The organism is Pseudomonas sp. HMSC066A08 (assembly GCF_001813025.1).
Taxonomy (GTDB): Bacteria; Pseudomonadota; Gammaproteobacteria; order Pseudomonadales; family Pseudomonadaceae; genus Pseudomonas; species Pseudomonas aeruginosa.
The window spans coordinates 1-651 of record NZ_KV811365.1 but is presented as its reverse complement, the minus strand read 5'-3'; the positions used below and the strand labels follow the sequence as shown (position 1 = coordinate 651).

Genomic DNA, 651 nt, shown 5'->3' with positions numbered 1-651 from the left:
CCTTGGGACCGACCACCACCGCGGTCTGCGGGCCGCGCACCACCGGCACCGGGGTCGACGGCAAGGGGCGGAAAGCCTGGCCGGCGTCGATACAGTCCAGCTCGCTCTCGAACTGCGCGCCGCCTCCGCCATTACCGGTCTCGTAGAGTTCCTGGACTACCCGGTACTCGGCGCCGACCACCAGGTATTCGCGGTTCTGGTCCAGGCGCGGGTAGTTGCTCAGGTGGAACAGATGGCCCGCCCCGATACCCCTGGCGCATCCCCGCAGGCGAACTCGCTCGTACTGGGTCTGGATCGCCTCGATGCGGGTCCGTGCATAGTGTTCGCCGTCCTGGCTCTGCACATACTCGCCAGGGTAGTCGTATAGCGGATAGTCGGCCGCGGCATGGGCGCGCCCGACATTGGAGCGCACTTCCAGGCGGGTGCCGGGACGCTGGAAGTCGTAGTCGTTGAGGCTCAGCGAGCCGGGCTGGACCTCGCGCGCCATGTGCCAGTCGAAGAAGTGGTCGCGCTCGCGATGGCCGAGGCTCGGCGGGTAATAGGGCACGCTGGTGTAGCCGGCCGGGCTGTGGTGCGCGCCGTAGGCATCGGAGAGCACCAGGATGTGGCGCTTCTTTTCGTGGCGGAACCAGTAGTAGATGCCTTCCTGCT

Annotated in this window: 1 protein-coding gene; it reads right to left on the bottom strand. The window is 67.1% G+C overall.

Annotated elements, in window-relative coordinates; all coding sequences use genetic code 11:
• The coding region (gene vgrG, locus HMPREF2886_RS28435; protein ID WP_139148429.1) for a type VI secretion system tip protein VgrG at positions 1-651 on the bottom strand (651 nt) is incomplete at both ends.